Genomic DNA, 24,086 nt, shown 5'->3' on the forward strand with positions numbered 1-24,086 from the left:
ATGTCAATACCGCGTGATACCCGCCCGATCGACGCCCCCTCTCCGCCGGTTACTCCCCATCCCTGCCACGCAGCAGCCAGCAGCAGGGCCGCCCCGGGGCGGCCCTGCTGCATCTCACTTGGCGTTCTTCACGTAGGTGTCAAACCAGTTCAGCATTTCCGCCACCAGCTGCTCGTTGGACTCCAGCGCGGTATACCAGTGCGGTTCGTTCGGCAGCATCACCAGGCGGGTGGTGCCGCCGTTACCGCGGATCGCCTGGTACAGCTTGCGCGACTGGAACGGCTCGGTGCCCGGGTTGGCGTCGTCCTCACCGTGGACCAGCAGCAACGGCAGCTTGATCTTGTCGGCATAGAAGAACGGCGAGGCCTTCAGGTACACGTCCTGCGCCTGCCAGACCGAGCGGCGTTCGTTCTGGAAGCCGAACGGGGTGAAGGTCTTGTTGTACGAACCACTGGTCGCCACGCCGGCCTTGAACAGGTTGGTGTGCGCGATCAGGTTGGCGGTCATCAGGCCACCGTGGCTGTGACCGGTCACGCCGATGCGGTTGCGGTCGACCACGCCCATGTCCACGGCCTTGTCCACCGCCGCCTTGGCGTCGGCTTCCAGCTGCTCCAGGTAGGTGTCGTAGGCGTTCTTCGGGTCACCCACAATCGGGAACGAGGCGTTGTCGATGATCGCATAGCCGGCCAGCAGCATCAGGCGGTACGGCTGCAGACGGGTGAAGGTCTGCTGCGAACCGGACACCTGGCCCGCCTGCGCGGCATTGGCGAAGTCGGCCGGGTACGCGTACAGGATCGCCGGCACGCGCTGGCCTTCCTTGTAGCCCGGCGGCGTGTACAGAGTGAACGACAGGTCCACGCCGTCGGCACGCTTGTAGGTCACCAGCTGCTTCTTGATCTGGCGCACTTCCGGAGTCGGGTCGACCAGCTTGGTCAGCGCGGTCGCGGTGGAGGCGAACTGTGCCTCGCCAGCCTTCGCATCGGCCACTGCCTCACCCTGCTGGCGGATGAAGGCATTCGGCGGATCGATCACCGACTGGTGCCAGGTCAGGTAGCGGCCCGGCGTGCTGCTGAAACCGAGGAACTGCTCGTAGGCGTCGGCGCCGCTGCGGAACAGGCGCTCGCTCTTCAGCGTGCCCAGGTCCAGGCGGTCCAGGAACGGACGATCGCCCTGCGGCGACGCGCCACGGCCGCTGAGGAACACATGGTTGCCCTCACGGCGCACGACCTGCGCGCCATTCGGCAGGCGGGTGAAGACCAGGTTGCCGGGGTTGCCGTACAGCTCATCGCTGGACATGTCCCACAGCAGGCGGCCTTCCTTCTTCGGCTGGTCCACATCGACGATGCGGGTCTGCATCCAGTGGCGGTTCTCGTCGTTCTCGTACTGGAACGCCACGGACGGATCGGCGGACCACGCAAAACCTTCAAAGCGCTGCGTGGTGCGGGTGATTTCGGTCGGCTTGCCGTTGAACGGCGCCTTCAGCATCAGCACGCGGTCGCGATGCGGCACGCTGACCTTCCAGTCGCCCTTGTCCAGCGCTTCGGCATAGACCAGGGTGGCCGGATCGGTGGCACGCCAGTCGAAACCGCGCGGGCCTTCCGGTACGCCGTGCACCGGCACGCGATCGGCCAGCGGCAGGCTGGCGATCGGCGTGCTGCGGCCATTGCTCACGTCCAACACCGCCACGTCGTTGGCGAAGCGCTGGTAGGTCACCGCATGCGAGTACGGCGCCTTGATCGATTCGGTCAGCACGTGCACGCCATCGGGCGCGGCGCTGACTTCATTGAACAGCGCCGGCTGCCCGACCGGATGCACGCTGTTGGCGGCGGTATCGACCACGGCCAGCTGCGAGGCGCCGTAGTAGGCGAACAGCTTTTCGTCATGCACGCTGGTCAGCGTGTCGCGGGCTTCGTAGGTGCTGCTCTCGCCACTGCTGCCCAGCGATTCCTGCGCATCCGGACCGGTCGGCACGCCACCGTTGGAAGGCGCCGGGCCCTGGTTGGCCGGCACCAGCTTCACCAGCAGGTTCTGGCTGCCGCCCAGCCACTGCACGGTGTAGCCGAAGATCGGGTTCAGCTGCACGTTCGGCACCTGCTTCACCTGACCGGTGGCGGCATCGCCCACCCACAGCTGCACGCTGGTATCGACCGCATTCTGGAAGGCGAAGTGGCTGCCATCGGCCGACCACAGCGCACCGGTGGCGCAGCCCTGCGGCAGGTTGACCTTGGTCTCCTTGCCGCTGCCGATGTCGACCAGGGTGAAGTCGGCCACGCAGGCCGGAATGCCATAGCCACCGGGGGTGTCATGGCGGCTGCGGTTCTTCGGCTCCAGGCGCACGCCGGCCAGCTTCAGGTAGGGCTGGGCGACGCGGCTGATCGACGGGTAGGTCTGCGCGGTGGTCAGCAGCAGGCGCTGGCCGCCCGGGGCCACGTTCGGCGCCGGCGGCGGCGGTGCCTTCAGCACCTTGAGCAGGTGTTCCGGCGGCTTCGCGTAATCGGCAAGCGCCGGGCCAGCGGCCAGCAGGCCGACGGTGGCAACGGCAACCGCCGCTGCCAGAGAGGTTCGACGGATCAGCATCCTTATCCCCTGGGGTGTGAATGGGCGCCCGGAATCGGGCATGGACCCGAATCTAGCACCGCAGGGGTTGTCGTGAATGGGCCGGAAGGGCTAGTGGCCGGATGGGGCAAAGTGCAGTCCCGGAAGGTGCCGGGGAACTGCCGGCACCTGCCAGGCCTGGACTGGCACTACTGCTGCGCGTGCAGGTCCCAGGTGGCCAGATAGTCGGGGTCGACCACGATCATGCCACTGGTGCGCATGCGGTACTCCCCGGGCTCGGCTGGTTGGTACTGGTCCAGCATCGGCGGCAGATAGCGCTCGTGGCCATCATTCTCGTCGGCCAGCACCACGCCCTCGTCGGCACTGATGCGCAGCACCGTACCAGCGTACTGCTCCAGCCCCTTTACCTGTCCGTCGCCGCCATAGCGGGTCACACCGACCAGCACCAGCTTGCCGATCATTTCCTCAACCTTGGCATCGTCCAGGGGCGGCAGCGTTCCATCGTATTCGTCGCTCATTGGTACACCTCCAAAGCCTGCAGGAACATCATGGAGATGGCGCTCTCCCGCACCTGGAATGCCAGCGGCAAGACAGGGGGAATCTGGAGGCGCACATGCCTGGATCGCAGCACCGGCAGGACAGCGCCGGATCTGCGATGCGTGAAAGGTGGCAGGTATTGCGGGTGGCGGCCATCCGTGCCGGCAAGGTGGCCGTATCAGACCGGATTCAACACCACGCGGTGCAGAGCATGCAGGATGAAACGTGACAGCTGCGCAGTAGCGGCATGACAGCCTCCTGTTGAAGGTCACACCCGGGGTGGATGCTGCTTGGGAACCGATGCTGCCACCGCAACGGGAAGGGCGGAGTGAAGACCACGCCTCAAGTGCGCTTAACCTCTGCTTCATCCGGCTGGCCCTAGGGTCAGCCTTCAATCTGCAAGGAACGCATATGCCCCGGTACGCATTCATACGACCGTGGACCATCGCATTGTCTGTGGCCACGCTCTGCACCAGCGCACATGCCGCCGACCGCACGCCAACTTCTCAAGGAACCGACACCATGGCCCCCGCCGCATCCGAGACCACTTCGCCCTCCCCGCTCAATGCCGAGCAACTGTTGTCGCGCCTGCTGGACCTGATCAAGGCAACGACGTCCACGCGCGAGCTGACCGCCGAACGCCTGTCCGCCGCAATGCAGGCACCGGCGCAGACCTTCGGCCCCGGCCACTTCGGCTATGGCGGCACACTGACGCCGGAATGGGGCTATGGCCTGGAAGTGAAGCAGAGTGGTGCAGCCGGTGCGCGATTGGATCTGAACTTCATCGATACCAGCAGCGACCGCAAGGCCTCGGCTGCGGCGATCTGCCAGGTCGACTTCAACCACTTCGCCTCGGCATTGGATGCCGCCGGCTTCAAGCGCGAGACGGTGCGCGGCGAACACGGACGGGTGATCTACGACCGCTTCGATCGACCGCAGCTGAGCATCAAGGTCGACACCATGCCTGAGAACCCCCAGACCCTCGGCGACGCCACGCATGCCTGCGTGCGTCTTGTCACCGTGCAGTAAGGGGAGCCATCAATGACGACCCTTTCCGCAGAAACGGAACGCCTGCTGGGCGAGTTCGCCGGCAGGACCGACGTCACCAGCGACCAGGTCGACAACCTGCGCAGCGTCATCGCGGGTTCGCCTGTACTGGCAAAGCAGGTGGACGCAGCCATCGCGGCAGGCTATCTGGAACGCTTCGAACTGTTGCCCGCCACAAGCAATGCGGGTGGCACCTACGAGACCGGCACGAAATCCATCAACCTGCCCGCCAGCAGCTTGTCGACCCCGGCGGCACCGGACAGGTTCGACGCGGCCGAGGTCACCTTTGTGCTCGGTCACGAGATCCAGCATGGCTTCAACGATGCTGATGTCGAGCGTGCCTACGTGCAGTTCGATGCCGACGTGGAGCAGATCGCAGGCCGTACCACCAGCCATGATTACACCGAGGCGATCGGCACCCTGCTCGCGGCCAACCGCCGCGATGAGGCCTCTTCGAACATCGCAGGCTGGAATGCGCTGGTCAGCCAGGTACGTGCCAGCAACCCGGACGCCACCCTGCGCGACCTGTATGAAGCCAGCACCCGCTCGACAGACGTCATCCAGTCGCGACCCGGCCCGCCGATCACCTATGCACCGCACCCGGAGCTGACCCTCAATGCGGACCTGACCATCTCCCCCACCGCAGCCAACATCGAGGGAATGGCCAGGCACTATTACGATCAGGGCGTCAGCACCGGCCTGGGCCATCATGGGAATTCGGACTACCAGAATTTCTACGGCGTCCAGGCGATCGAACTGGCCAGCGGATACGAGGCCGCGAATCCAGCGCCGGACGGCGTCAGCCGGATGGAAGTGAACATGAAGAAGCTGGGCCTGGACGAGCGCCTGCTGGAGCAGAACGGGCTCAACCTCGGCGAGGGCTCGCCCCCGCGCCAGCCCTACTTCGATACCAGCACCTCGCCGTCGACGCTCCATTATTTTGACCACACCGAAGGCACGCATACACATGTCCCCATCACCGCCCGGCAGGCCTCTGCCGGTGATGCAATGGCGTCGCCACTCGCGGAAGGCCGTGACCGTTCCCTGCACGAGCAGATCCGCGGCAAGGTAGCGGAGCTGGATGCTGCCAACGGACGCAGTTTCGATGCGTCCAGCGAGCGACTGAGCGCCAGCCTGCTGGTACTGGCACGCGAAAACGGGCTGGACCGGGTCGACCATGTGGTGCTCAGTCGCCAGACCGACGGTGCAGGCGCGGCGCAGAACATCTTCGTGGTGAAGGGGCCGCTGGATGATCCGGCCTCGCTGCGCGCGTCATCGCCCACCGCCGAGGCCGCGCAACGCCCGGTGCAGGACAGCCTGGATACGCTTGCCGTGGTCAACCAGCGACAGGCCGAGCATGCCTCGCAGGAGCAGACCCGCACGCAGGTGCAGGAACAGCAGCGTAGTGCGTTGTCACACTGAGGGCAGATGGCAGGGAGCCGCCGCGGCATCGCCCGGCGCTCCCGACCCGGCAGCACGCTAGAATGCGCCCATGCGCACCGTACATGCCCTCCGCTACATCACCCCCTTGCGGGAAGGTGGCTCCCTGCCGGCCGTGGTCGAGACCGACGACGACGGCATGGCCGTGCTGAAGTTCCGTGGCGCCGGCCAGGGCCCGAAGGCGCTGATCGCCGAGCTGATCGCCGGCGAGATGGCGCGCACGCTGGGCCTGCCGATTCCGGAGATCCTGTTCGTGGAGCTGGACCGCGAGTTCGCCCGCACCGAACCGGACCCGGAAATCCAGGAGCTGATCCGCGCCAGCGAGGGCTTGAACCTGGGTCTGGACTACCTGCCCGGCGCGATCAACTACGACCCGGCAGCGATGCCGGTGGATGCCGACCTGGCCTCGCGCATCGTCTGGTTCGATGCGTTCACCAGCAATGTCGATCGCACCACGCGCAACCCGAACCTGATGGTGTGGCATCGAAAGCTGTACCTGATCGATCACGGTGCGGCCATGTACTTCCATCACGACTGGGCCAACGCCGGCGATGCCTGCGAAAAGCCGTTCGTGCTGATCCGCGACCATGTGCTGCTGTCATTCGCCAGCCGCATCGCCGAGGTGGATGCCGAACTGGCCGCGCGCCTGACCGATGCCAAGATCGAGCGCATCGTCGGCCTGGTGCCGGACAGCTGGCTGGTGGACGAGCCGGCGTTCGACAGCCCGCAGGCCTACCGGCAGGGCTATATCAACTACCTCAAGCACCGCCTGAAGGTGCGTGCGGTGTTCGTGCAGGAGGCCATCCGTGCCCACGCTGCACACGTATGACTATGCGGTCATCCGCGTGGTACCGCGGGTGGAACGCGAGGAGTTCATCAACGTCGGGGTGATCGTCTCCTGTCCTGGCGCGCGACATCTGGAGGCGGCCATCGAGATCGATCCTGCGCGCCTGCAGGCCTTCGCGCCGGCGCTGGACCAGGAGGCGCTGCAACCGTGGTTGGATGCGATCGTGGCCATCTGCCGCGGCGACGCCAGCGCCGGCCCCATCGCGCAATTGCCCGCTCGCGCTCGCTTCCACTTCCTCACCGCCAAGCGCAGCTCGGTCGTGCAGATGTCGAGCACGCATGTCGGCCGCACGGCCGACCCGGCGGGTGTTGTGGAACACTTGATGACGAAGATGGTGCGGGTGCCGCGCTGATGCGCCGGCCTCTCACTTCCTGGCGCGCGCCCTTTGCCAGGCAATGAGTGCACAGGCTACCGCAGCGGCAATCAACACCCAACCGGCTGCCGCCTGTCCATGCAGGTAGCCTTGCGCATACGCCGCACTGGTACCTTCGCTGGCCATCGCCGGGACACCCTTGAGTATCACGTGCACCCCGCGCAGCAGGAGCACCATGCTGGCGACCAGACATACCACGGGAATCAATCGGTTCATGACCCGATTCTGGTCCGCCACCTGCCCCAGCGTCAACATCGCTGCAGCACAGTCGCTCGGGCCTACAGCGGCACTCTTCGCGCGATGTAGTTGACCACGTTGCCGATCGCATCCGGATCGACATTGGCCAGGCCAACAATCACATAGCCCTGCGCGGGCAGCACCACGATAGCGCTGTTCGATCCAGGCGCACCGCCTTCGTGACCGTACTGGTGCTCCCTGCCCTCGCCCTGCACCACGAAGCCGAATCCGTACCAGCCCTTGTGGTTCTGCGCCGTGGTGGCCTGCTGCAGCAACGCAGGTGAGACCAGCTTCCCACTGCGCAAAGCCTCGGCAAACGTCACCATGTCGCTCACCGTGCTGTAGCCACCGCCGGCTGACATGCCGCGCCAGGGCAGCGACTTCGTTTCACGGACCCATTGCCCATCCTTCTTCGTGTAGGCGACGGCACGCTGCGGGACGTTCACTGTTTCCGGCTCGAAGCCGGTGCCGGTCATACCGGCCGGGCGCAGGATGTGCTTCTCCACATACGCGTAGTACGACTGCCCCGAAACCGCTTCGATGATGCGCCCCAATACGATGAAGCCATAGTTGGAGTAGCTGTCCTGGCTGCCCGGCGTGAACTGCGGTGCATCCTTGGCAAAGCGTTGCACATAGTCATCCAGCGTCTTCAAGGACGCGGAATACTGCTCGAAATCGTCGCCGAAGAAATCGCCCAGGCCACTGGTATGTGACAGCAGCTGGCGTACGGTCACGCTGTTGGCGACCGCCCTGTTCGGATAATCCGGCAGGTACTTGCCGATCGTGCCATCGAGATTGAGCCTGCCCTCCTGCACCAGCTGCAGGATGGCCACCGCGGTGAACATCTTGTTGGAGGATGCAAGGCGGAACTGCGTATCCACGGCCACTGGAATGCCAGCGGTGCGATCGGCATTGCCACCGCGCCAGTCCAGCAGCACCTTGCCGTTCCGTGCCACCTGCAATGCACCCGACAACGCGTCCTGCGCCCGCAGCGCCTCCAGTTTTGCTGTGGCATCGGCCATCAGCGCGGGCAAAGCAACCCGTTCCGGCTTGTACTTGTCCGGCGTTTCAGTGCCCTCGATCTGGAACTGCTTCACGTGCGACGGGTTGGCCGGGTCCATGACCGCCGTCACCCACATCGCACGTTCGCTCAGCTGGCCCCTCACCAGCAGCTTCGCCTGGCTGGGCGCGCTCTCGAGTGTTTCCAGCACACTCAGCGGACCTGTGCTCTCGCGGAACTCAAGATAGTCCTTGGGAGTGCTGCCTTCCTGCTTCGCATATCTGTCGGCGAATGCCTGCAACGCCTCGAGGCTGCTTGCATTGAAGGCCGCAAGCCAGTCATCGATGGCATCCTGCGCACGTGGATGTTCGCGCTCGGAAGATGCTGCGCCAGCTGCCGGAAACGCCGATGTGGCAACCAGGACCAAACAGGCCAGCGCATTGCAGAGAAACAGGCGTCCAACAGCCTTCATGGCAATTCCTTTGCGGGTATCCCTGGGCGCATCCTAGACGATGGGTCCGCCCGCCGCACCCACGCTAGGGACGCTGCCGCAATACCTCAACCGTCACGTCGAATGCTTCGATGCGTTCCCACTCGCTCCGCTCATGCGGCAGCGATTCCACACCCATCCCGATCTGGTACCTCACCGTGTCTGCACCTTCGCGCCAGCTGTACGGCGCACCATTGCTCCAGCCACAGCAGGTGTAGCGCAACATCGGCATGCCGAACGTCGCATGCAGATACGCCTCGACCCGCTCGGCACGGGCGCCTGCAACGCGGTAGTGGGCCTGCATGGGTTTGATGTAGGACGCGTCGTCCTGGCTGCAGCCCACGTACTCCAGCCCTGCCGGCTTCCGCCCCATCGCCTGCAGGAAATCCTGGCATTCGATATCAGGTCGCGCCAGGCCATCCGTGCGCCCTTGCACCTCCCACTCGGCCAACGCCTGCGCAGGTGCCTGTTGCGCAAGCACGCTGGCGCTGGAAAAGGACGCCAGCAGCAGGAAGCGGGCGGCATGCTGCGGCCACGGGAGAGAGATCACGGGGCGAGTCCTTCGCATGGGAACACGGGAATGCTGATCGATGCCACGCTATCGCCGTGCCATCGACTGCTCAGTGAAACGCGCCACGCAGAAGTCCAGGAAGCTTCGCAGCTTGGGGGTCAGCTGGCGATCGCGCGGGTACACCAGGTTGATCCAGGTCGATACCGGCACATGGTCCGGGAGCACTTCCACCAGCTCACCACGCGCCAGCGCGGCGGCAAGCATTTCGTAGGGCTGCAGGATCAATCCCAGACCACCCATGGCCGCTGTCAGCAGCGGCTCGGCCTGGTTGACCATGAAGCGGCTGGACACCGGCACGGTCAGCACGCTGCCATCGGCATCGCGGAAACTCCAGCGCGTGCGGATGATCGAATGCGCAAAGCCCAGGCACTCGTGCCGGCTCAGGTCATTGGGATGGGTGATGGCCGGGCGCGAAGCCAGATAGTCCGGCGAGGCGCACAGGACCAATGGATACGGCCCCAACCGCCGCGCCACCAGCCCGCTGTCGGCCAGATCGCCAGTGCGGAATACCAGGTCGTAGCCGTCCTCGACGATGTCCACCAGGCTGTTGGACAGATTCAGATCGACCTGCACGTCCGGGTACTGCTGCATGTAGGCCACCACCGCCGGGCCCAGTGCGTGCACGCCGAAGGTGACCGGCGCGCTGATGCGCAGGCGCCCCATCGGCCGTCCACGCGCCACTTCCGCCAATTGCTCGGCGCCCTCCACTTCCTCCAGGATCACCCGCGCCCGCGCCAGGTAGGCCTGGCCGAAGTCGGTCAGGCTCTGCTTTCGCGTGGTGCGGTTGAGCAGGCGCACGCCCAGATGCTGCTCCAGCGCCTGGATGTGCTTGCCGACCAGCTGCGGCGACAGGTCCAATGCCTCGGCAGCGGCGGCGAAGGAGCCGACCTCGGCCACCTTCGCGAAGGTCCGCAGGGGAACGATCAGGTCCATTGCAAACAATTGTTTTTCAATGAAACGCCAGATTACCCCTTATTCTGGTTGCAGACTACGCGCACAGTAGCGCTCACCCTTTCGCCGGCGCCCTCGTCGGCCCTTCCTCGGAGTCCCCCATGAGCCAGGTTGTCCGCATCCACGAATATGGCACCGCCGATGTGCTGCGCATCGACGATATCGACGTTCCCGCCCCCTCCGCCGACGAAGTCCAGATCCGGGTCAAGGCGATCGGCCTGAACCGCGCCGAGGTGATGTTCCGCAACGGCGCGTATCTGCAGGAAGCGCAGTTCCCCAGCCGGCTGGGCTACGAAGCGGCCGGCGTGGTCGAAGCCATCGGCAGTGCGGTGAGCGGCTTCGCTGCAGGCGATGCGGTCAGCGTGATACCGCCGCTGGACATCGCGCGCTGGGGCACCTACGGCGAGCTGGCCAATGTGCCGGCACGACTGGTGGTCAAGCACCCGCAGGGGCTGGGCTTCGAAACGGCGGCCGCGGTGTGGATGCAGTACGTCACCGCCTGGGGCGCGCTGCTGGAGCAGGCGCATCTGTCCGCCGGGGATTTCGTCATCATCACCGCTGCCAGCAGCAGCGTTGGCCTGGCCGCCATTCAGATCGCCAATGCGGTGGGCGCCACGCCGATCGCGGTCACACGCGGCCCGGGCAAGCGCCAGGCCCTGCTCGATGCCGGTGCCGCCCACGTCATCGCCACCCAGGAGCAGGATCTGGTGGCCGAAGTGGCGCGCATCACCGGCGGTGCCGGTGCCCGCGTTGTGTTCGATCCAATCGGTGGCCCGCAGTTCGTTCCGCTGACCGAAGCGATGGCGCGTGGCGGCATCCTGCTGGAATACGGCGCGCTGAGCAGCGAACCCACGCCGTTCCCGTTGTTCAATGTGCTGGGCAAGTCGCTGACGCTGAAGGGCTATCTGTACTCGGAAATCGTCTCCGACGATGCCGCGTTGGCCCGTGCCAAGGCATTCATCGTCGATGGCCTGGACAAGGGCACGCTGGCGCCGAAAATTGCCAAGGTGTTCCCGTTTGCGCAGATCCAGGAAGCACACCGTTACCTGGAATCGAACGAGCAGATCGGCAAGGTGGTGGTGACGGTGTGATCCAGCGTCATGTAATGGGGGTGGATCACCGCCCCCGTTGCGGTCACCTGGGCAACGCAAACGCCATCACGTAATCGCCGTTCGGGGTTTCCATGAAATGGTGGCCGCCGGCCATGATCACCACGTACTGGCGCCCGCCCTGCTCGTACACCATCGGGTTGGCCTGGCCGCCCGCGGGCAGTTTGGCATGCCACAGTTCCTTGCCGGTCTTCAGGTCGATGGCACGCAGCAGGTCATCGGTGGCGGCAGCGATGAAGATCAGGCCGCTGGCGGTCACCACCGAACCGCCATTGTTCGGCGTGCCGATCTCGATCGGCAGGCCGGAGCGGATGCCAAACGGTCCGTTGCCGCGCGCACTGCCGAACGGACGGTCCCACAGCAACTTACCGGTGCGCAGGTCGATGGCACGGATACCGCCATAGGGAGGCTGCTTGCACAGCAGACCGGTGAACGGCAGCCGCCAGCCAGCATTGACCTGGATGCCATACGGCGTGCCCACCTGCGGGTCGCCCGCGCCTTCTGCACCGCCCTTGTCGAACCGGATCTTCTCGCGCGGCAGCCAGCCCAGCCGGTCAGCCTCGGCACGTGGCACCAGCCGGTTGTAGTTGGGCATGTCGTTGTAGTTGGCCACGATCACGCCGCGGCGCGTATCGATGGACACACTGCCCCAGTCCGAGCCGCCGTTGTAGCCGGGGTACTCGATGGAATGGCGCTCGCTGCTCGGCGGCGTATAGAAACCTTCGTAGTACGCCTTGCGGAACTGGATGCGGCAGACCAGCTGGTCGATCGGGGTGATGCCCCACATGTCGCGCTCGGTCAGGTCATGCTCGCGGCGCAGCGTGTGGTACAGCGAAAACAGCTGGGTGGGAGAACGCTGCTCGGGTTCGACGCCGCCCACCGGTACCTTGCGCTCTTCGGCCGCGGTCAGCAGCTGGCCGTTGCGGCGATCGAGGATATAGAGGTCGCCCTGCTTGGTCGGCAGCAGGATCGCCGGCACCTTGCCGGCAGCCGTCGGGTAGTCGATCAGGCTGGCCTGCGAACCCAGGTCGTAATCCCACACATCCTTGCGCACGGCCTGGAAATGCCAGACCGGCTTGCCGGTGGCCACGTCGATCGCCACCAGCGAGGTTGCATAGCGGTTCTGATTCTCCGTGCGCGAGCCACTCCAGTAGTCGCCCGCGGAATTGCCCAGCGGCAGGTAGACCAGCCCCAATGCTTCATCACCGGTGGCGGTGGTCCACATGTTGGGGGTGCCGCGCGTGTAGGTCTGCTCGCGCGGCGGCAGGCCGTTGCGCTCGGGCTGGTCCATGTCCCACGCCCAGCGCAGCTTGCCGGTGATGGCGTCGTAGGCCTGGATCACGCCCGAGGGCGCATCGCGGCGCTGCCCATCCAGCACCTGATGACCGGTCACGATCACGCCGCGCACAATGGCCGGCGGCGAGTTGATCGACACGTAACCCGGTGGCACCTCGCCCATGCCCAGGGTGATGTCGACCTGGCCGTTGTTGCCGAAATTCGCGCAGGGGCGGCCGCTGTCGGCGTCCACCGCGATGATGCGACCGTCCAGCGTGCCTTCGATGATGCGCGCCCAGCACGCCGGTCGACTGCCCGGTGCAGCACTGCGGGTGACGCTGGGCGGCGGCTCCGGCAGCGCCAGATCAGCGGCAACATCGGCCAATGCCGCGTCGGCAATGGTCGGCGTGCTGGGCTGCTCGTAATAGCTCACACCACGACAGGCAGCGGTATAGGGAATCGAAGCATCCTTCACCTTTGGATCGAACCGCCACAGTTCCTTGCCGCTGGCAGCATCAAGCGCGATCAGGCGGTTGCGCGCGGTACACAGGTACAGCCGATCGCCGATCTTCAGCGGGGTGGTTTCCGCGCCCCAGCGCTTCTTCGGCATATCGCCGGTACGGAACTGCCAGGCCGGCTGCAACGTGGCCACATTGGCCGGGGTGATCTGCTGCAGCGGCGAATAGCGGGTGGCCGCATTGCTGCGGCCCCACGCCGGCCAGTCGCCCTCGGCGGGCTGGTCAGCCGGCTGCAGGCCCGTGGTATCGCGCGTAGGTTCCAGTCCGGCGCTGACCGCGCCTTCCGGGAACGGCTGATGCCCGTCCACTTCACCATGCGGCGCAAAGGCCAGGCCGAAGGCGGCGACGAACACCAGCATCAGCACGCCCGCCACGCTGCGCGACAAGCGCTTGGAGACCGGCTCGTGCAGGGTGGGCGCCAGCAAGGCCAGCACGATGCCGAGTGCGGTCACCAGGCCCAGCCGCGGCACCCAGCGCCAGTAGTCGCTGCCCGACTCCCACCAGGTCCACAGCAGCGTACCGGTGAATACCAGCGCATACAGCGATGCACCGCTGCGGCGGTTGCCGAACAACAGGATGCCGCTGGCCAGCAGGCCGAGGCCGGCGATGGCGTAGTACGCCGAGCCGCCAAGGCTGAGCAGCCACGCACCGAGCCCGCCGATGACCAGGCCGAGCACGACCAGCAGCAGCGACAGCACGGTGACAAGGGGATGCCGGGAGGCGCGGACGGAGGCAGGAGCGGACTGCGGCGTGGCGGACATCGTCGATCTCCGGGGGCAGCATGCGCCGTTATCCCACCGCCTGCGTGAAGCGCGCGCGTATGTGTGGCATCCGGATACGACGACGCCGGCCCAGGGCCGGCGTCGTCGGGTACCTCAGGCTCGCGGCAGGATCACTCCTGCGCGGCGTCCTCGCTGCTGGCAGCAGCCGGTGCGCCGTCGGTCGTGGCCGGGGCGGCAGCAGCCACCTCGTCCTCGTCCTCGTCGATCGAGGCATCCATGCGCTCCACCGCCTGCAGCTTCTCGTCCTTGGACAGGCGGATCAGGGTCACGCCCTGGGTGTTGCGGCCGACGCGGCTGATTTCCGAGCCACGCGTACGCACCAGGGTGCCACCGTCGGAGATCAGCAGGACTTCGTCGCTGGAGCCCATCAGCACCGCGGCGACCAGCTTGCCGTTGCGCTCGGTGGTCTGGATACCGATCACGCCCTGCGTACCACGGCCCTTGCGCGGGTAGTCCGGCAGCGGGGTGCGCTTGCCGTAGCCGTTCTCGGTGGCGGTGAGGATGTACTGCACGCTGGCGTCGTCGGCGCCGTCGATCACCGCATCACCATTGCTGGCGGCTTCCTCGACACCGTTGTCGTCCTCGTTCTCGTCCTCGATGCCACCGGCACTCTCGGCCACGATCAGGCTGACCACTTCCTCGCCGGCCGGCATCTTGATGCCACGCACGCCGGTTGCGGTACGGCCCATCGAGCGGACCTTGTCCTCGCCGAAGCGCACGGTCTTGCCGTTGGAGGCGAACAGCAGGATGTCGCGCTCGCCGTCGGTCAGGCCGACGCCGACCAGGGCATCGCCCTCGTCCAGGTTGATCGCGATCTTGCCGCGCGCCAGACGGAAGGCGAATTCGCCCAGCGGGGTCTTCTTGACCGTGCCGTTCTTGGTGGCGAAGAACACGAACTGGCCATCGGCATACTCGCGCACCGGCAGCACGGCCTGCACGCGTTCGCCCGGTTCCAGCGGAATCCAGTTGATGATCGGACGGCCGCGGGCGTTGGAGCCGGCTTCTGGCAGCTGGTAGACCGGCAGCCAGAACACCTTGCCCGAACTGGTGAAGGTCAGCAGCGTGTCGTGCGTGTTGACCAGCCACAGCTGTTCGATGAAATCCTCTTCCTTGGTGGACGCTGCACTGCGGCCACGACCACCACGGCGCTGGGCGCGGTACACGCTCACCGGCTGGCGCTTCACGTAACCGGCATGCGACACGGTGACCACCACGTCTTCCGGCGCGATCAGGTCGAGGATGTCCAGGTCTTCTTCGCTGTGGCGGATTTCGGTACGACGTTCGTCGCCGAACTCGGCCCTGACACTGATCAGCTCTTCACGGATCACCTGCAGCAGGCGATCGGGATCTTCCAGGATGTGGATCAGCCCGGCGATCACTTCCAGCAGCTGCTTGTATTCCTCGGTCAGGCGGTCCTGTTCCAGCCCGGTCAGGCGGTGCAGGCGCATTTCCAGGATCTGGGTGGCCTGGATCTCGGTCAGCTGGTAGCCGCCTTCGATCAGGCCCACACCCTTGGGCAGGTCATCCGGACGCGAGGCTTCGGCACCGGCGGCGCCCAGCATCGAACCGACCAGGCCCGGCTCCCACAGGCGCGCGAGCATGCGCTCGCGGGCTTCGGCGGGGTTCGGCGAGGTCTTGATCAGCTCGATCATCTCGTCGATGTTGGCCAGCGCAACGGTCAGGCCTTCCAGCACGTGGGCACGGGCACGCGCCTTGCGCAGCTCGAACACGGTGCGGCGGGTAACCACTTCGCGGCGGTGACGGACGAACGCCTCCAGCATCTGCTTGAGGTTCATCAACTGCGGGCGGCCATCGACCAGCGCCACCATGTTGATGCCGAACACCGATTCCATCTGCGTCTGCTGGTACAGGTTGTTCAGCACAACCTCGGCAGATTCACCGCGCTTGACCTCGATGTAGATGCGCATGCCGTCCTTGTCGGACTCATCGCGCAGCTCGCTGATGCCTTCGATCTTCTTTTCCTTGACCAGCTCGGCGATCTTCTCGATCAGACGCGCCTTGTTCACCTGGTAAGGAATCTCGGTGACGATGATCGATTCGCGGCCGTTGTCGGCCACTTCGATATCGGCCTTGGCACGGATGCGCACGCGGCCGCGGCCGGTGCGATAGCCGGCGACGATGCCGGCGGTGCCATTGATGATGCCGGCAGTCGGGAAATCCGGGCCCGGGATGTACTCCATCAGGCCGTCGACATCGATTTCCGGATTATCGATCAGCGCGATGCAGGCGTTGATCGATTCGGTCAGGTTGTGCGGCGGGATGTTGGTCGCCATGCCCACCGCGATACCGGCCGAACCATTGACCAGCAGGTTCGGGAACCGGGTCGGCATGACCGTCGGCTCCAGTTCCTTTTCATCGTAGTTGGGCTGGAAATCGACGGTTTCCTTGTCGATGTCCGCCATCAGCTCATGCGCCAGGCGCGACATGCGCGCCTCGGTGTATCGCATCGCCGCAGCGGAGTCACCGTCGACCGAACCGAAGTTACCCTGGCCATCGACCAGCATGTAGCGCAGCGAGAACGGCTGTGCCAGACGCACCAGCGTGTCGTACACCGACTGATCGCCATGCGGGTGGTACTTACCGATGACGTCACCGACGATACGCGCCGACTTGAAGTAGGGCTTGTTGCTGTGCGCGTTCAACTCGTTCATCGCGAACAGCACGCGGCGATGCACCGGCTTGAGGCCGTCGCGCGCATCCGGGAGCGCGCGGCCCACGATCACGCTCATGGCGTAATCGAGGTAGCTCTTGCGCATCTCGTCTTCCAGGTTGACCTGGATGATTTCCTTGGCGGTTTCTGCCATTCGGGTTCCGTTGTCTGGTAGCGGTCCAGTCCGGCGCAGCCCTCTGCGGGAGGGGGTCGCGCCGGAACCTCGATTCAACCTGTGGATACTACCACAACAGGCCGTTTTCCGCCTCCCTTTACAGGGATTTTACCGGCACAAATCAGGAACTTAGGGGGTTGCCGGCCAGCGGCCGGCACTGCTGGGGGCGGAGGTCACGCTGCCCCCTCCCCTGCACCTCAACCGCCGAAGGCGGCGCGCATGTTCCCGGCGGTCGGGTTCAGGATCACCCCGCGCTCGGTCACGATGGCATCGATCAGCTCGCCCGGGGTGACGTCGAACACCGGGTTCCAGGCGGCGATGCCTTCGGCCACGGTGCGGGTACCGCCCACGCCATACAGTTCGCCCGGGTCGCGCTGCTCGATCTCGATCTGGCTGCCGTCCACGGTGTCCATGTCCACGGTCGAGGACGGCGCCACCACCATGAACTTGACCCCGTGGTGGCGGGCGGCGATGGCCAGCTGATAGGTGCCGATCTTGTTGGCGGTATCGCCATTGGCACAGATGCGGTCCGCACCGACGATCACCCACTGCACAGCGCCGGTCTTCATCAGGTGCGAGGCGGCCGAATCGGCGATCAGGGTGGCATCGATGCCATCCTGCTGCAGCTCCCACACGGTCAGGCGTGCGCCCTGCAGCCACGGCCGGGTCTCGCCGGCGAAGACCCGGGCGATGCGGTGCTGGGCCATGCCGGCGCGGATCACGCCCAGCGCCGTGCCGAAGCCAGCGGTGGCCAGCGAACCGGTGTTGCAGTGGGTCAGCACGCCGCTGCCGGCCTCGATCAGGCCCGCGCCCAGCGCCCCCATGTGGCGGTTGGCGGCCAGGTCTTCCTCGGCGATGGCCTGCGCCTCCGCCTCCAGCAACGCCTTCCAGTCTGCACCAGCGGCAGTCAGGCAACGACGCATGCGCGCCAGCGCCCACGCCAGGTTGACGGCGGTCGGGCGCGACGCGTTCAGGCGTTGCAGCGCCGGCTCCAGCTGCTGAAGCGCATGCGCGCCATCAGCCGCCTGCACGTCCCGCGCCGCCAGCACCACGCCCCAGGCCGCGGCAATGCCGATGGCCGGCGCACCACGCACGGTCAGTGCGTGGATGGCGCTGGCAACGTCGTCACTGTCATGGCAGACCACGTGCTCGACCACGAACGGCAGCTTGCGCTGGTCGAGCAGTTGCAGGGCATCGCCGGTCCAGAGGATCGGGCGGATGTGGTCGTAACGGGCGTAGTCGATGTCGGAGGCAGTGTTCATGGGCCCATTGTAGGGCCACGCTGTGCGTGGTTGGAGCCCGCCCGGGCTCAATTCACCGAGAATTCGGCGCGGCAGCCACCGTCCACCCAGATCCCGTTGCGGTTCCAGCCCCAGGTGTTGCCTTCCTCGCACGGGGTGCTGGACAGCTGTTCGGTGACGACCGCGCCAACCGAAATGCTCGCGCCACAGAAGCGACGCTTCTTCGACTTCGACTCGCAGGTCAGGCGGCGCGGCACGTCGACAAAACGGCCGTCCTCGTCAGCCACTTCGAAATCGCCCTGGCAACCACGGCTGGTCCAGACTTCATTGCGCTTGTAGCCCCAGCCCTGCCCTTCGCGGCACGGCAGCACCGACAGCTGGCGCAGCAGGCGCACCGGCGCCCCGTCCAGGCGCACCGGGCAACTCTGCGGGCGGCCATTGGATTCGCAGCGCACCACACGGCGGACCAGGCGCTTGCCTTCCGTTGCCGCAGGTGCCGCACCTTCCGCACGACGCGCACGGAACTCGGCGCGGCAGCCAAGGGTGACCCACACGCCACTGCGGTCGGTGCCCCACTCGCTGCCACGGATGCAGCTGTTGCTGGACAGCTGGCGCACAAGGTCGATGCCATTGCTGACGTCGATATCGCAATGCACCCAGCCCATGTCGCGCGATTCGCAGGTCACCACTTCGCCGTCATAGCCCGCCTGCTGGGCCGACGCCGATGACGGCAGCCAGGCACCCCAGAGCGCGATGGAGTACACCGGTGCAGCGACAACCGCAAACCACTTGACCAAAGCCTTCCCCAGCAGGAATGGATGAACTGCGTGCCAGTGTCCGGCATCTGCCGTGATAAGAGCATCATCCTGCTTGCCGAAGCAAGCGCAAAAACGCGGAATTCCGTTCAGTCTTCGATGTTCAGGAACGTGCGCACCGCGCTCACGCGTGGGCGAAGTCGTAGGCCAGCACATCAGCGATACGCGGCGTGCGGTTCATCGCCATCAACAACCGATCGACACCCACCGCCACGCCGGCGCAGGCAGGCATCGACGGCAACGCCGACAGCAGCGCCTCATCCACGGCCGGTTGCACCTGGCCGCGCTCGTGGCGGCGCTGCAGGTCGCGTTGGAATCGCACACGCTGTTCGTGCGCGTCGTTCAGTTCGTGATAGCCGTTGGCCAGTTCCACCGCGCCCAGGTACAGCTCGAAACGCTCGGCCAGCGGCGGCGTGCCGGCACGGATACGTGCCAGTGCGGCTTGGCTGGCGGGCCAGTCGTGGACCGCGGTCATCACCGCGTCATCGAAATGCGGTTGGATATGATGGGTCATCAGCAGATCCAGCCAGTCATCGCGGGTCAACCCGACCGGGTCGATATGCACCTCTCCCAGCGCGGCACGCAGCGCGGCCTCATCGGCATCGAACGGATCCACGCCCACGTACTGCTGGAACAGCTCGCGGTAGCTGAGCACACGCAGCGTTGCACTGCGCCCGACCAGCGCCAGCGCCTGGCCTACCAGCTCGGCGGTTTCCTGCACCAGGCGGTGGTGGTCCCAACCGACCCGGTACCACTCCAGCATGGTGAATTCCGGGTTGTGGCGGCCGCCCGCCTCGCCATTGCGGAACACCCGGGCCAGTTCGTAACAGTCGCCCACGCCCGCCGCCAGCAGGCGCTTGAGCGGATACTCCGGCGAGGTGCGCAGCCAGCGGCGGCGTCCGCCGGCATCGACATGGCCGGTGAAATCGGTATGGAAGCTGTCGATGTTCGGCTCGGTGTTGCCGGCCACCGACAGGATCGGCGTCTCCACCTCCAGCACATCGCGCTCGGCGAAGAAGCGGCGCACCAGCGCATTGAGCGCGGCACGCTGCTGCAGCGTGCGCAGCAGAGCCTCGCTCACAGGATGCCCTCCGGGCGCGGGTGGTCCAGCGGCAGGGTCAGCAGGTCACGGGTGTCGTCGATGTAGCCGCTGGCCAGGTACAGCCTGCGGGCCAGCTCGTTGTGGTGGTTCACTTCCAGGCGCAGGCGGCTTACGCCGCGGCCGCGTGCCCGCTGTTCGCAGATGGCCAGCGCCTGCTTGCCGCGGCCGCGACCACGCGCGCGATGGCTCAGGTACAGCTCGTCCAGCAGCATGAAGTGGCCGCCCTGCTCCAGGCTGAAGCCCATCGCGATCACCGCGTAGCCGACCACTTCACCGGCTTCGTCCATCCACAGCAGCACCTCGCCATTGCGCGGGTCGGCCAGCAGCGCATCCACGCCGCGACGCACGCGTGCGTCGTCGAAGTCGATCCTGTCTTCGGCGTAGAACTCGCGCATCAACGCGATCAACAGTTCTTCGTCGGCGCGGGTGGCCAGGCGGAAATCCAGCGGAGCGGTCTGCATCGGTGTTCCTTTGTCTTTCATGCCGGGCGCGAGGCACCCGGCGGGGTCATCATTCGTGTTCGGCAAGGTAGGCCAGCAGGCGGTCTTCGTCCCACACCGGCACGCCCAGCGATTGCGCCTTGTCCAGCTTGGAGCCGGCTTCGGTGCCGGCCACCACGAAACTGGTCTTCTTCGACACGCTGCCGGAGACCTTGGCACCCAGCGCTTCCAGGCGCTCCTTGGCGGCATCGCGGCTGAGCTGGGCCAGGGTGCCGGTGAGCACCACGGTCTGCCCATCCAGCGGGCCGGCCACGATCTCGGCCAGTGCCGGCGCCTTGACCAGGATCTGCTGCATCGCCTTTTCGGCCGCCAGCAGCATCGCGCCATGGCCTTCGGCGTCCAGCCAAGCAGCCAGACCGCGCGCGGTGTCGTCCGGCAGGCCGGCGTTGACGAATTGGCCATGCTCGGCGTCGAGCACGGCCTGCGCGCCAGGCAAGGCAGCCACCAGCTTCTCCGCACGCAGGCGGGTGATGCCGGGGATCTCCGACTCGACCAGCAGCTGCGCCAGATCCAGTCCTTCGCGCAGCTTGGCGCTGGGCGCGTGCACATCGCTGATGCGCACCTGGCCGACCTGCAGCAGATCATCGATGGCCTGCTGGTTGCCCTGCTGCTCGAAGAAATGGCCGAGCGAGCGCGCCACTTCGCCGCCGATGTCCGGCACACGCTTGAACAGCGGCCACGGCAGGTGACGGATCAGCTCCAGGTCACCGAACCACTGCGCCAGCGCCTTGGCGGTGCTCTCGCCGACGTGCTCGATGCCGAGCGCGAACAGCAGGCGCTCCAGCGTGGCAGCACGACTGGCGTCGATCGCCGCGATCAGGTTGTCGGCCCACTTGGTGGCGATCTTCTTCGTGTTCCATTCGAAGCTGGCCGGCTGCACCAGCGCCTGCGCGCGCCAGCCCGGATCGGTGACGTCCAGCTTCAGCACCGCATTGAGCACCGCACCACTGCCCTCGGCAGGCAGGTGCAACTTGAGCGCAGCGGCCAGTGCCGACGGATCCTCGGCGTCCAGCACCAGCTTCAGGTGCAGCAGCTGGTCACGGCTGAGGCGGTACAGATCGGCCACGCTCTTGACGATGCCGGCGTCGACCAGGGTTTCGATGTACTTGTCGCCGAGGCCGTCGATGTCCATCGCGCGACGCGAGGCGAAATGGGCGATGGCTTCCTTGCGCTGCGCCGGGCACGACAGCTCACCGGAGCAGCGCCACGCCGCAGCACCTTCCTCGCGCACGATCTCCGAGCCGCACACCGGACAGCGCGTAGGCATCTGCCACGGCGTGGTGCCCTGCGGGCGGCGGTCGAGGATGACGCTGACCACTTCGGGAATGACATCGCCAGCACGGCGCACGATCACGCTGTCGCCGACGCGTACATCCAGGCGTGCGATCTGGTCGGCGTTGTGCAACGTGGCGTTGGAGACGATCACGCCGGCCACGGCCACCGGCGCCAGGCGCGCGACCGGTGTGGCAGCACCGGTGCGGCCGATCTGGATCTCGATCGCCTCCACCGTGGTGCTCTGTTCCTGCGCCGGGAACTTGTGCGCGATGGCCCAGCGCGGCGCGCGCGAGACGAAGCCCATGGCCTGCTGGCCGGCGCGGTCATCCAGCTTGTAGACCACGCCGTCGATGTCGAACGGCAGGCCGTCGCGACGCTCGCCGATGTCACGGTAATAGCCAAGCAGGCCGTCGGTGCCTTCCACCACCTTGCACAACTCGCTGACCGGGAAGCCCCAGACACCGAGCTGGGCCAGGGTGCCCGAATGGGTGTCCGGCAGCTCGCCGCCCTGCACTTCGCCAGTGCCGTAGGCGAAGAAACTCAGCCTGCGCTGTGCACTGATCTTCGGGTCGAGCTGGCGCAGCGAACCGGCCGCCGCGTTGCGCGGGTTCGCCAGCACCTTGCCGCCCTGCTGGCGCGCACGTTCGTTGTAGGCCTCGAAGTCGGCACGGGCCATGTAGACCTCGCCGCGCACCTCCAGCACATCCGGCCAGTCCTTGCCGTGCAGGCGCTTGGGAATGTCGCCGATCTCGCGCAGGTTGGCGGTCACGTCCTCGCCGGTACTGCCATCGCCACGGGTCGCGCCGAGCACGAAATGACCATCCTCGTAGCGCAGGCTGATCGCCAGGCCGTCCATCTTCGGCTCGGCCGAGAACTGCAGGCTGCGGCGGCCCAGGCGCTCATCGATGCGACGCACGAAATCGGCCACTTCCTCGTCGCTGAAGGCATTGGACAGCGACAACATCGGTACCGCGTGGCGCACTTCCGGGAAGCGGCCGGAGGGGCGCGCACCGACCTGCTGGGTCGGGCTGTCGGCACGGGCCAGTTCCGGGTGCTCGCGCTCCAGCGCTTCCAGCTCGCGCACCATCCGGTCGTAGTCGACGTCGGGGATCTCCGGCGCGTCCAGCTCATGGTAGGCGCGGTTGGCCTGGGCGATCTGCCGGCGAAGGTCTTCGGCACGTTCGGCGGGGCTGGGGCTCATCGGGATCCGGTGGTTCTGGGATGGCCGGGAATTCTACCGCGCCCGGCCGTCAGGCCCGGTAAGGCCCCTGCCTATGTAGAGTCGAGCTTGCTCGACTGGCCTTCATGCACGGCCAAAGCAGTCGAGCAAGCTCGACTCTACAAAAGACGGCTTGCGGCGCACCACCACCAGCGCTAGCGTGCCCTGGCTACCCTCCGGAATCCCGCCCGTGACCCTACCCGCCTCCCGCCGCCACTTCCTCCAACTGGCCGGTGCCGGCCTCGCCCTGGCCGGCACCAGCCTGCCCCGGCTTGCCGACGCCCAACCCGCTACGGCTTCGACGGCGGTATCTGCTTCAGGCGAAGGTGCGGTGCTGCTGAATTTCAACGAATGCCCCTACGGCCCCTCGCCCGCCGCCCAGCAGGCCGCGCGCGACAGCATCGCCGGTTGCGGCCGCTACCGTTTCGCACTGGCCGGTCAGGTGCGCGACGCCTTGATCGAACAGGCGCGCATTCCGGCCGATCACGTGCGGATCTATCCGGGTTCCAGCGAACCACTGAACCGTGCCGCCGTGCTATGGACCGGCCCGCAGGCAGGACTGGTGGTGGCCGACCCGACCTTCGAGACGCTGGGCGAGGTCGCTGCCGCACACGGTGCGCACGTGCAGAAAGTGCCATTGCGCGACGACGGCGCACATGACCTGCGCGCGATGGTCGCCGCCGCACACGCGCGCCCGACCGGTCTGCTGTATGTGTGCAACCCGAACAACCCGACCGGCTCGATCAGCCCACCGGATGAGCTGGCCTGGCTGCTGGCCCACAAGCCCGCCTCCACCCGTGTGCTGCTGGACGAGGCCTACCTGCAGTACAGCGAACAGCCGAGCCTGATCGCGCAGGTGGCGCAGCGCGACGACCTGATCGTGCTGCGCACGTTCTCCAAGCTGTATGGCATGGCTGGCCTGCGCCTGGGCGTGGCCGCTGCGCATCCCGACCGCCTTCGCGAACTGGCCAGTCTGGGCGACAACCCACTGCCGGTGCCGGCACTGGCCGCTGCACTGGCCAGCCTGCGCGATCCGCAGTTGATTCCGCAGCGCCGCCTACAGAATGCCAAGGTGCGGCAGGCCACCATCGCATGGCTCGGCAAGCGCGGTTTCAGCTGCCTGCCGTCGGAAGCGAACTGCTTCGTGGTGGACGTCCAGCGCGATGGCAGCGCGTTCGCCAAGGCAATGGCCAACAACGGCGTGGTGATCGGGCGGAGCTGGCCAATCTGGCCACAGCGCGTGCGCGTGACCGTCGGCACCGAAGAGGAGATGGCCGCGTTCCGCCATGCGTTCGCGAAGGTGGCCGGCGTACCGGCCTGACCCTGTTGGTGGGGGCGAACCCTGGTTCGCCCCA

Annotated in this window: 20 protein-coding genes; 7 read left to right on the forward strand and 13 right to left on the reverse strand. The window is 66.4% G+C overall.

Features of this window, described 5'->3' with window-relative positions:
- Window positions 1–114 precede the first annotated feature (114 nt).
- The gene (locus AC13GF_RS08705; RefSeq protein ID WP_483004363.1) at window positions 115–2,577 is read right to left on the reverse strand and encodes a S9 family peptidase; all 2,463 of its coding nucleotides are present in this window, start codon (window positions 2,575–2,577) and stop codon (window positions 115–117) included.
- Between the two features lie 167 nt (window positions 2,578–2,744).
- The gene (locus AC13GF_RS08710; RefSeq protein ID WP_088026476.1) at window positions 2,745–3,074 is read right to left on the reverse strand and encodes a hypothetical protein; all 330 of its coding nucleotides are present in this window, start codon (window positions 3,072–3,074) and stop codon (window positions 2,745–2,747) included.
- A gap of 95 nt (window positions 3,075–3,169) precedes the next feature.
- On the opposite strand from AC13GF_RS08710, the gene AC13GF_RS08715 reads away from it, so the two are divergent.
- From AC13GF_RS08715 to AC13GF_RS08735, 5 genes are all read left to right on the forward strand, one after another.
- Window positions 3,170–3,322 (forward strand): hypothetical protein, encoded by a 153-nt coding sequence (locus AC13GF_RS08715; RefSeq protein ID WP_483004364.1) that lies wholly within the window; start codon window positions 3,170–3,172, stop codon window positions 3,320–3,322.
- A 293-nt stretch (window positions 3,323–3,615) separates the two neighbouring features.
- Window positions 3,616–4,122: a hypothetical protein gene (locus AC13GF_RS08720; protein ID WP_483004365.1), complete on the forward strand. Its 507-nt coding sequence runs from the start codon at window positions 3,616–3,618 to the stop codon at window positions 4,120–4,122.
- Between the two features lie 12 nt (window positions 4,123–4,134).
- The gene (locus AC13GF_RS08725; protein WP_483004366.1) at window positions 4,135–5,562 is read left to right on the forward strand and encodes an XVIPCD domain-containing protein; all 1,428 of its coding nucleotides are present in this window, start codon (window positions 4,135–4,137) and stop codon (window positions 5,560–5,562) included.
- A 70-nt stretch (window positions 5,563–5,632) separates the two neighbouring features.
- Window positions 5,633–6,409, forward strand: coding sequence for a HipA family kinase (locus tag AC13GF_RS08730; RefSeq protein WP_483004367.1), 777 nt, complete (start codon window positions 5,633–5,635; stop codon window positions 6,407–6,409).
- Window positions 6,387–6,779, forward strand: a complete 393-nt coding sequence (locus tag AC13GF_RS08735; RefSeq protein WP_443028274.1) for a DUF3037 domain-containing protein — start codon at window positions 6,387–6,389, stop codon at window positions 6,777–6,779. Before AC13GF_RS08730 ends, AC13GF_RS08735 begins: the two co-directional genes overlap by 23 nt.
- 12 nt (window positions 6,780–6,791) lie before the next feature.
- On the opposite strand, the gene AC13GF_RS08740 is transcribed toward AC13GF_RS08735, so the two are convergent.
- The 4 genes from AC13GF_RS08740 to AC13GF_RS08755 form a co-directional block, all read right to left on the reverse strand.
- Window positions 6,792–7,016 (reverse strand): hypothetical protein, encoded by a 225-nt coding sequence (locus tag AC13GF_RS08740; protein WP_483004368.1) that lies wholly within the window; start codon window positions 7,014–7,016, stop codon window positions 6,792–6,794.
- Between the two features lie 62 nt (window positions 7,017–7,078).
- Window positions 7,079–8,509 (reverse strand): serine hydrolase domain-containing protein, encoded by a 1,431-nt coding sequence (locus AC13GF_RS08745; protein WP_483004369.1) that lies wholly within the window; start codon window positions 8,507–8,509, stop codon window positions 7,079–7,081.
- Between the two features lie 64 nt (window positions 8,510–8,573).
- Entirely contained in the window at window positions 8,574–9,077 is a 504-nt protein-coding gene (locus tag AC13GF_RS08750) for a DUF4952 domain-containing protein (protein WP_483004370.1), read from the reverse strand.
- Between the two features lie 48 nt (window positions 9,078–9,125).
- A complete protein-coding gene (locus AC13GF_RS08755; RefSeq protein ID WP_483004371.1) occupies window positions 9,126–10,031 on the reverse strand; it encodes a LysR family transcriptional regulator in 906 nt (301 codons plus the stop codon).
- Window positions 10,032–10,150: 119 nt separating this feature from the next.
- Between AC13GF_RS08755 and AC13GF_RS08760 the strand changes: the two genes are divergently transcribed.
- Entirely contained in the window at window positions 10,151–11,140 is a 990-nt protein-coding gene (locus tag AC13GF_RS08760) for a zinc-dependent alcohol dehydrogenase family protein (protein ID WP_483004372.1), read from the forward strand.
- 43 nt (window positions 11,141–11,183) lie between these two features.
- On the opposite strand, the gene AC13GF_RS08765 is transcribed toward AC13GF_RS08760, so the two are convergent.
- The 7 genes from AC13GF_RS08765 to ligA form a co-directional block, all read right to left on the reverse strand.
- A complete protein-coding gene (locus AC13GF_RS08765) occupies window positions 11,184–13,712 on the reverse strand; it encodes a membrane-bound PQQ-dependent dehydrogenase, glucose/quinate/shikimate family (RefSeq protein ID WP_483004373.1) in 2,529 nt (842 codons plus the stop codon).
- Between the two features lie 131 nt (window positions 13,713–13,843).
- Window positions 13,844–16,558: a DNA gyrase subunit A gene (gene gyrA / locus AC13GF_RS08770; protein WP_295557405.1), complete on the reverse strand. Its 2,715-nt coding sequence runs from the start codon at window positions 16,556–16,558 to the stop codon at window positions 13,844–13,846.
- 218 nt (window positions 16,559–16,776) lie between these two features.
- A complete protein-coding gene (gene mtnA / locus AC13GF_RS08775; RefSeq protein ID WP_483004374.1) occupies window positions 16,777–17,841 on the reverse strand; it encodes an S-methyl-5-thioribose-1-phosphate isomerase in 1,065 nt (354 codons plus the stop codon).
- 47 nt (window positions 17,842–17,888) lie between these two features.
- On the reverse strand, window positions 17,889–18,617 hold the full coding sequence (locus AC13GF_RS08780) for a DUF3011 domain-containing protein (protein WP_032127686.1): 729 nt from the start codon (window positions 18,615–18,617) through the stop codon (window positions 17,889–17,891).
- 142 nt (window positions 18,618–18,759) lie between these two features.
- Window positions 18,760–19,716, reverse strand: a complete 957-nt coding sequence (gene epmA / locus AC13GF_RS08785) for an EF-P lysine aminoacylase EpmA (protein ID WP_483004375.1) — start codon at window positions 19,714–19,716, stop codon at window positions 18,760–18,762.
- The gene (locus AC13GF_RS08790; protein ID WP_053497333.1) at window positions 19,713–20,198 is read right to left on the reverse strand and encodes a GNAT family N-acetyltransferase; all 486 of its coding nucleotides are present in this window, start codon (window positions 20,196–20,198) and stop codon (window positions 19,713–19,715) included. The genes epmA and AC13GF_RS08790 overlap by 4 nt, the downstream gene beginning before the upstream one ends.
- A gap of 49 nt (window positions 20,199–20,247) precedes the next feature.
- Window positions 20,248–22,719: an NAD-dependent DNA ligase LigA gene (ligA, locus tag AC13GF_RS08795; RefSeq protein ID WP_483004531.1), complete on the reverse strand. Its 2,472-nt coding sequence runs from the start codon at window positions 22,717–22,719 to the stop codon at window positions 20,248–20,250.
- A gap of 202 nt (window positions 22,720–22,921) precedes the next feature.
- Here ligA and AC13GF_RS08800 point away from each other — a divergent pair, with 202 nt between their 5' ends.
- Complete coding sequence (locus AC13GF_RS08800; protein ID WP_483004376.1) at window positions 22,922–24,052, forward strand: pyridoxal phosphate-dependent aminotransferase; 1,131 nt, start codon at window positions 22,922–22,924, stop codon at window positions 24,050–24,052.
- Window positions 24,053–24,086: the final 34 nt, after the last annotated feature.

It is taken from the genome of Stenotrophomonas sp. 22LJNL06-5-1 (assembly GCF_056861455.1).